This is a genomic window from Photobacterium japonica, from assembly GCF_050337005.1.
Taxonomy (GTDB): domain Bacteria; phylum Pseudomonadota; class Gammaproteobacteria; order Enterobacterales; family Vibrionaceae; genus Photobacterium; species Photobacterium japonica.
This window is the reverse complement of sequence record NZ_JAKJSN010000002.1, coordinates 23,150-30,331: the sequence shown is the minus strand read 5'-3', so window position 1 is coordinate 30,331 and position 7,182 is coordinate 23,150. Positions and strand designations below refer to the sequence as shown.

Sequence of the window (7,182 nt, the reverse complement as noted above, 5' to 3'; positions counted from 1 at the left end):
CACTGGAAGCGTTCGGTGCGATGCTACCTGAATTCTTGGGCGGCTCGGCGGATCTTGCGCCGTCTAACCTGACCATGTGGTCTGGCTCAAAATCACTGACAGCAGACGATTTCTCAGGCAACTACATCCACTACGGTGTGCGTGAATTCGGCATGACTGCCATTATGAATGGTATCGCCCTACACGGTGGTTTCGTCCCTTACGGTGCGACCTTCCTGATGTTCATGGAATACGCACGTAATGCAATGCGTATGGCTGCACTGATGAAAATTCAGAACATCCAAGTGTACACCCATGACTCTATCGGTCTGGGCGAAGATGGTCCAACGCACCAGCCAGTAGAGCAAATTGCCTCGCTACGTCTGACACCGAACATGAGCACATGGCGTCCATGTGACCAAGTGGAATCAGCTGTTGCATGGAAACTGGCGATTGAGCGTAAAGATGGCCCATCGGCATTGATCTTCTCGCGTCAAAACCTGGCACAGCAACCCCGTGATGCAGAGCAAGTGGCGAACATCGCGAAGGGTGGTTACATCCTGCAAGATTGCGCAGGCAAGCCAGAGCTTATCTTGATCGCGACCGGTTCTGAAGTTGAGCTAGCAGTGAAAGCGGCAGAGCAACTCACCGCAGAAGGCAAAGCGGTACGCGTGGTGTCTATGCCAGCAACCGATGCGTTCGACAAACAAGATGCGGCGTACCGTGAAGCGGTATTGCCATCAGACGTGACAGCACGTATTGCTATCGAAGCGGGCATTGCTGACTTCTGGTACAAGTATGTGGGCTTTGACGGCCGCATCATCGGCATGACCACGTTCGGTGAGTCAGCACCTGCGGATCAACTGTTCGAGATGTTCGGCTTTACCGTGGACAACGTGGTAGAAACCGCACACACCTTGCTGGACTAATGCTTCAGCAGCATTGACGGGGGTGACATTAAGCTCTCGTCAATCATAGACCGCACTTCGGGCTTTACTGATCACTCAGTAAAGCCCTTTCTGCTTCATTTTGTGCCCATTTTATTTCCTCGCCTTCCCCCTTTTCATCGTAACTCTGTATATACCTCACAAAACCGCCATAAAACTGACCAAAAAATCGCGTGTTCGATGAAAATGGCCGCAATTCGTTTGATAATAGAAGACTGTTTTTTATTCAATCCCACTCACATCTAACCAATAAGGTAGTAATTATGACGTGGCAAGTCTCAGAGCTAATCCCTCTACTAAGTGATCATGACGGCTGGCAGGTTGACGCTAATGAGCAAACCTTGGTGCTAAAAAACGAAGACAATATTGAAGCGTTTCTCGCCGTCGCCGGTGAGCAAATTGTGGTTGAAGTGCTACTCTTCGCCCAAGACAGCGTCAAAGATGTGAACGCGCTGAACGATGACATTCTCCGCACCCATAAGCTGTTCCCACTCTCAACCATTGGGATCAATAACATTGATGGCACCAGCTACTACGTAGCCTTTGGCTCACTGTCATCACAATCAAAAGCAGAAAGCATCGTCATCGAAGTCGCAACCTTGTTCCGCAATGTTGAAGCCTTCATCGAACTGTATCAAGACCATCTTAAGGAGGTCGTGTAATGAGCGTATGGAAAAAGCTGTTTACCGCCATTAAAGGCGGCGTAAATGAAACCGCAGAAGCCGTAGCCGATAACCAAGCGCTGCGTATCTTGGATCAAGAAATCCGCGACGCGAAAATCGAACTGCGCCGTTCAGATGAAGCCCTTGTCAGCATTGTGGCCAAGCGTAAGCTGTCACAACAAAAAGTCGATGGCTTCAACCACGGCATCACCGAATACGAAAGCCATGCGCGTAATGCGATGGAAAAAGGCCAGCAAGAGCTGGCACTGGAATGCGCTCAAAAAGTCGCATCCCTACGCAACGAGCAGCAGACTGAGCAATCCTATTTGGATCAGTTCATCACCTCTGAGCAGCGTATGCGCACCAACATCAGCCAAGCCAAAGACAAACTGCGCCAGTTAGAGCAGCAAGTCGATGTGGTGAAAGCCAATGAAGCGGTACAAAAAGCCCAGAGTGCCGTGTCGGCCACCAATGTCGGTGCCAATACCAAAATGCACACGGCGGTAGAATCGCTCGACCGCATCAAGCAGCGTCAGGCAGAAAAAGCCGCCCAGCTTGAAGCGGCGGCTGAAATGGACGAAGAACAATCTGGCAGTGCGCTGGATAAAAAGCTGGCCGAAGCCGGTATTAGTGCGGGTAAAACGGCCTCTGCCGAAGATGAGCTCAAGCGCATCCTCGGTCAGTAATGCCTCACGCTGTAATCGAACACTGACAAGGAGCTATCAATGTCACTCTGGTTTTTAGTTCGCCGCTGGGCTGCGTGTCAGTTCCATGCGTTGAGTGGCCGTAACCTCCTGCTGATCATTCTCGGTTACTGCGGGCTTAGCTATGTCCTGCTCGCCCTTGCCGGTGAGCAGGCGTTAATCCACTCTGTAACAGACTTCATCTATTACCTTGTCGTCACCGCCTCCACCGTGGGTTACGGTGATATGTCGCCGACCACGCCATTAGGAAAGTGGATCGTAATGCTATTTGTGATCCCCGGCGGGCTAAGTTTATTTGCCATTGCCGTGGGCCGAATGGCAAGTCTGTTGGTCACCTATTGGAAGCGCGGCTTACAGGGTAAACGGAGCCTTATTGTGAACAACCATATTTTAGTGCTGGGCTGGAATGCGCAGCGCACCTTACATCTGATCAAAATGCTTCAGCATGAAGAACGCGGGCGTCGCCCTATCGTGCTGTGTGCCCGTCAAGAAATCGAAAACCCACTGCCGGGTGAGATTGAATTTGTTCATATGCCATGCTTTTCCGATGAAGAAGGCATGACCCGAGCCGGGCTTGAACAAGCCAGTTGTATTCTGATCGACAACCCTGAAGACGACATCACCCTGACTGCCGCGCTGTACTGTACCAGCCGCAATAAAACCGCGCACCTGCTGGCCTATTTCAACGATGAGAAGCTGGGCAAACTGCTGAAAACCCATTGCCCGAATGCGGAATGCATTCCTTCTGTTGCGGTGGAGATGCTGGCAAAAGCGGCCGTCGACCCGGGCTCCAGCGAACTTCACCACGAACTGCTCAGCACCCACCACGGCATGACCCAATATGCCGTTAACTATCCGATGGATGCGCAACCGACCACTGTGGGCAATTTGTTTCTGGCATTCAAGCAACACTATGACGCGATCCTCATTGCCATTGATAGCGGTGACGGGGAAGGCGTTGAGCTCAATCCTCGTTTAGATCGTGCCGTCACACCGAGCAGCAAGCTATTCTATATAGCAGATGAACGCGTCAACCATTTCAACTGGCAGCAACACTGAGCCCCCTGATTACGTTGGAGTCACTATGTTTGACTGGTTTAAAAAGAAAACAACCACGCCGCCACCGGCTGACACCGGTCCTGAATGTTTAGGGCTTCGCTTGGGTGGCGCCTTTGAACTGGATGATCTCAAACTCAAGATCATTGAGCCCTTACTGACCATTGAAGGGGCGGCTCGTACGCAACTGATCAAAGCCGTTGGCGAAGTCCAGCTTGACGAACAAACGCGCATCCTTCGCTATTACACCGATGATGATGGGTTTATCCAAATTCTGACGCATGGCCCGTCGGAAGCCGATATCAGTGAAGTAAAGCTGTATTATTTCTATGAATCCCGCCCGATTGACAGCGATGCACAGTGGCAGCAACTGCTGGATAAGCAGATTGTCCAACCGCAGTGGACACTCGATGATCAGACGTTTGATAAAGTTTGGGACAACGATCGTCCTGTTGCGATGACTGAAAAAACCTGGCTTGAAAATGGCACGATCACCCAAACCGATCAATTCGTGATGATTTACGACCGCGACTGCGGGGACGAACAATTTGAATCCTTACTGGTAGCAGGTGAAGAAAAAATTTACCACAACCAAGCCGAACGTTGTCTTGCTCTGAGCACCGGGTTTGATTTATCCCCGACCGATTTCACCCTCATTGGCTAATCTTGATTCGTCACGATTTTTTACGTTAACCCCAAAAAGATGGAACCTACATGGAAGTCTTAACCCAATCACTGGCTGGCCTTGGCGCCTTTCTGCTGTACTTTTCGCTCTCGTTGGCTTTTTTGCTGTTGTTTAAATTCGTCTACGTGCGTTTTACCCCGCACGATGAATGGAAGTTAGTGAAAGACGACAAAAACGTGGCCGCCGCGATTGGCCTGTCCGGCTCTATCCTTGGCTATGCCATTGCGATTTCTGGGGCCGCCAGTAACTCCGTCAACTTGGTCGATTTTGCCTTGTGGGGCATCGTTGCCTTAGTGGCGCAACTCCTTGCCTTTGCCATTATGCGTTTTGGCTTTATGCCGAAAATTGTCGAGCGCATTGAAGCCGGTGAAGTGCCTGCGGGCATTTTGATGGCAGCCGTTTCAGTCTCTGTTGGCTTGCTCAATGNGGCCTGCATGACGTACTAGGAGGCAGAACAATGAAACGCAGTAAGCACGTTGTTCTGGGCAGTATGCGGAAAAATTGGCGCCCCGTTGTGATGGCTCCATTCACCGCGGTGATTGCCAGTGCCGCCCTGTCTGGGTGCAGTGATTCATCAGAAGATGCTTCGATTTATCAGGGGCTGAATGACTGTATCGGCGATAATCCCGATTACGCGCAAGAGTGTCGCGCCGCCTACCAATCTGCCTTAGAGGAAGCCGCACGCACCTCGCCAAAATACAGCACTCGCGCAGATTGTGAACTGGAGTTTGGTATTAACGCGTGTATGCAAGCCCCCAGCAATGATTGGTTCATGCCCGCAATGGCGGGGTTTATGTTTGCCCGCTTGCTCAATAGCGACAACCGCTACTATTCGCAGCCAATGTTCCGTTCCACTTACCCCACCAGCCGCTACTATGGCGATTGGGTGAGCTCAGACGGGCGTAATTACGGCAGCAGCAGCTACAAAAAATCCAAAGTGCGGGTTAAGTATGATGACATGAAACCCAAACCGGCCGTTAACCGCACCATTAAGCGCGGGGGCTTTGGATCGAGTGTATCGGCGAAATCGAGCTGGAGCAGCAACCGCGCAACAACGTCGAGCCGGAGTAGCAGTCGCAGCGGCTGGGGCGGATAATCACCACCGTTTTTCCGGTTTTGTCTTCCATGCTTCGCCCAATATTTCTCTAAGGTCTGATCATCAAAAAGCGAGTCACCGGTGTGACTCGCTTTTTCTTTTCACCTTATTGAGCACAACCCAATGATCGATTCAGGCGACGGTAACGTTAATAAAAAGGACAAGTTCATATCTCGTCATTTGTTAATGTAACGTCGGCCTGCGCATCCCCTTGTCGCAGGTTTTTTTTGCCGTCTTTTTCTCCGTTATTCGCTTTGTGCTTGGTGTGGCTTTTCACTTTCTATCCCTGATCTCGGTATCCCTGCCCGCTGTATCCCTAAGAGCTTCATCCCAATCCTATTCCTCTGTCGTCATCAACGTATACGGATCACTAAACATGGGATCGGTCAGTAGAACGTCATCGGTTAACGTGCCTAAGAATGCCACCAGCGCTGCTTTTTCTTCGTCGCTCAATCCCAATTGTATCGGACGCCCGCCCACGCGACCCGATGTGGTGAGATCCGGACTCAAATTCGGGTGTTGCTGTATCCCGCTGTTATAAAATTCCACCACGTCTTCCAAGGTCGCCAAACGCCCATCATGCATGTAGGGTGCACCAACACTGATATTGCGCAATGACGGCGATTTAAAGAAGCCCCCACTCGCGCCTTGATCGGTTTCGCTACTCGTCACTAAGCCATTCACATGGGCTTGATCCATCGCATGAGACGCAGTTTGATGACACGCCACACACCCCAACGAGGTATGTTCGCCGTCAGGAAACCCCGCAAACAGCTTATGGCCTAATTGCTCTTGCTCAGTAAACACCGCGGCAAAGTCAGGGGCATTCCACGAGCCCGCCACAAAGGCCTGATCGTATTTCGACTGATAGCTCACCATCGAACGAATAAACTGCGCCAAGGCGAACGAAATGCGATCACTGGTAATGGCTTCATCCCCAAACGCCTGATCGAACAACGACGGATAAAAGCTCGTCATACCCAGTTTGACTTCCAGATCGAACAAGTTCATACCCATCTCCACTGAGTCCTGAATCGGCATCAGCACTTGCTCTTCAAGTGATCCTGCGCGTTCATCCCAGAAGAACTTGCCGTTAGAGTAATACGCGGCATTCGATAACCCCATAGAATGACGCCCCGTCAGCTTTCCCTCAAACCCCACACTGAATGTATCGGGGTCGGTAAACCCGTGGGCTTGGGCATGGCAAGACGCACACGACATCGTACTATTGGCGGACAGACGCACATCATAAAAAATAATGCGTCCCAACGCCGCCCCAGCATTGGTCACGGGATTATCAAACGGGGTGTTGTCTTGCCCTCTTACATTGCCCATCGGCGAGGTGACCCGTGTGTAGTGCAACGGCTGCGCCGCCAAATAGGCTTCATAATCATGGGATGACGACAAATCCGGCATCGGTAAGCCATCAATATCCATCACGGGTTTGGGCTCAAAGGGCGGTTCGACGGAAGGCGGCGGTGTCACGGGCTGTTCGGTGTCCGGCGGCACAACAGCGGTATCCTCAGTGGCGTCGTCAGTGACCGACGGCGGCGCCACAGCTTCTGTTTCACTGGAGGCGCCCACGGCGGCGCCTATGTCTTCAGACGGATCTTCACGGCATGCGGTGGCGGTCGCCAATACCGCGACCGCCAACAAGTAGCGAGAGGTTTTCATTCAAACACTCCAAACCTAGCCAATTTAGGTTATCTGTGGGTTATGTAAGGTGACTCACGGCAGTCATTATTTTTATTCTGCCTTTGTATTCACCCTAGCAATCCCCCGCTTTCTTGTTTCTGACAAGTGAGATAAAAACCTGTTATTGCAGTTAGTTAGCCTTGTTTTCAAGCGCCTGTAATCCAACAGTTAAAACGAGATCCCCGTCCATTATCACGCGCGATGACCGAATTCCCCGACCTCACTATCCAACCATTTATCTCAGTATGCCCGCCGATTAACCTTTTATTTTATAGGGTTAAACGAACGGCGGTGTTGAGAAAATCGCCCCTTCCGGCGGCAAGCCGACAGATTCAGCTATAATTTTTCACTGACAACC

The 7,182-nt window shown here is 51.3% G+C and carries 8 protein-coding genes; 7 read left to right on the top strand and 1 reads right to left on the bottom strand.

Translation table 11 applies throughout. The features are described 5' to 3' along the window. The 7 genes from L4C36_RS00240 to L4C36_RS00210 all read left to right on the top strand — a co-directional run. Positions 1 to 908: transketolase-like TK C-terminal-containing protein (locus tag L4C36_RS00240; protein ID WP_428475791.1), on the top strand; the 908-nt coding region annotated here is incomplete at its 5' end. A gap of 281 nt (positions 909 to 1,189) precedes the next feature. Beyond that, positions 1,190 to 1,588, top strand: a complete 399-nt coding sequence (locus L4C36_RS00235) for a DUF2170 family protein (RefSeq protein ID WP_428475790.1) — start codon at positions 1,190 to 1,192, stop codon at positions 1,586 to 1,588. Then, positions 1,588 to 2,274 (top strand): PspA/IM30 family protein, encoded by a 687-nt coding sequence (locus L4C36_RS00230; protein ID WP_428475789.1) that lies wholly within the window; start codon positions 1,588 to 1,590, stop codon positions 2,272 to 2,274. The genes L4C36_RS00235 and L4C36_RS00230 overlap by 1 nt, the downstream gene beginning before the upstream one ends. Before the next feature lie 39 nt (positions 2,275 to 2,313). Next, entirely contained in the window at positions 2,314 to 3,351 is a 1,038-nt protein-coding gene (locus L4C36_RS00225) for a potassium channel family protein (protein WP_428475788.1), read from the top strand. A 25-nt stretch (positions 3,352 to 3,376) separates the two neighbouring features. Continuing rightward, positions 3,377 to 4,012 carry a YjfK family protein gene (locus tag L4C36_RS00220; protein ID WP_428475787.1) on the top strand — a complete coding sequence of 212 codons (636 nt, stop codon included), beginning with the start codon at positions 3,377 to 3,379 and terminating at the stop codon, positions 4,010 to 4,012. A gap of 50 nt (positions 4,013 to 4,062) precedes the next feature. Next, positions 4,063 to 4,479 (top strand): DUF350 domain-containing protein, encoded by a 417-nt coding sequence (locus tag L4C36_RS00215; protein ID WP_428475786.1) that lies wholly within the window; start codon positions 4,063 to 4,065, stop codon positions 4,477 to 4,479. An 11-nt stretch (positions 4,480 to 4,490) separates the two neighbouring features. Further along, complete coding sequence (locus L4C36_RS00210) at positions 4,491 to 5,129, top strand: DUF1190 family protein (protein WP_428475785.1); 639 nt, start codon at positions 4,491 to 4,493, stop codon at positions 5,127 to 5,129. 336 nt (positions 5,130 to 5,465) lie between these two features. On the opposite strand, the gene L4C36_RS00205 is transcribed toward L4C36_RS00210, so the two are convergent. Further along, the gene (locus tag L4C36_RS00205) at positions 5,466 to 6,803 is read right to left on the bottom strand and encodes a cytochrome-c peroxidase (protein ID WP_428475784.1); all 1,338 of its coding nucleotides are present in this window, start codon (positions 6,801 to 6,803) and stop codon (positions 5,466 to 5,468) included. Between the last annotated feature and the right edge of the window lie 379 nt (positions 6,804 to 7,182).

Bases quoted from the DNA above. Each gene is read 5' to 3' on its own strand.
- L4C36_RS00210 (WP_428475785.1), top strand. From the start codon at position 4,491: ATGAAACGCAGTAAGCACGTTGTTCTGGGCAGTATGCGGAAAAATTGG.
- L4C36_RS00230 (WP_428475789.1), top strand. From the start codon at position 1,588: ATGAGCGTATGGAAAAAGCTGTTTACCGCCATTAAAGGCGGCGTAAAT.
- L4C36_RS00205 (WP_428475784.1), bottom strand. From the start codon at position 6,803: ATGAAAACCTCTCGCTACTTGTTGGCGGTCGCGGTATTGGCGACCGCC.
- L4C36_RS00235 (WP_428475790.1), top strand. From the start codon at position 1,190: ATGACGTGGCAAGTCTCAGAGCTAATCCCTCTACTAAGTGATCATGAC.
- L4C36_RS00220 (WP_428475787.1), top strand. From the start codon at position 3,377: ATGTTTGACTGGTTTAAAAAGAAAACAACCACGCCGCCACCGGCTGAC.
- L4C36_RS00225 (WP_428475788.1), top strand. From the start codon at position 2,314: ATGTCACTCTGGTTTTTAGTTCGCCGCTGGGCTGCGTGTCAGTTCCAT.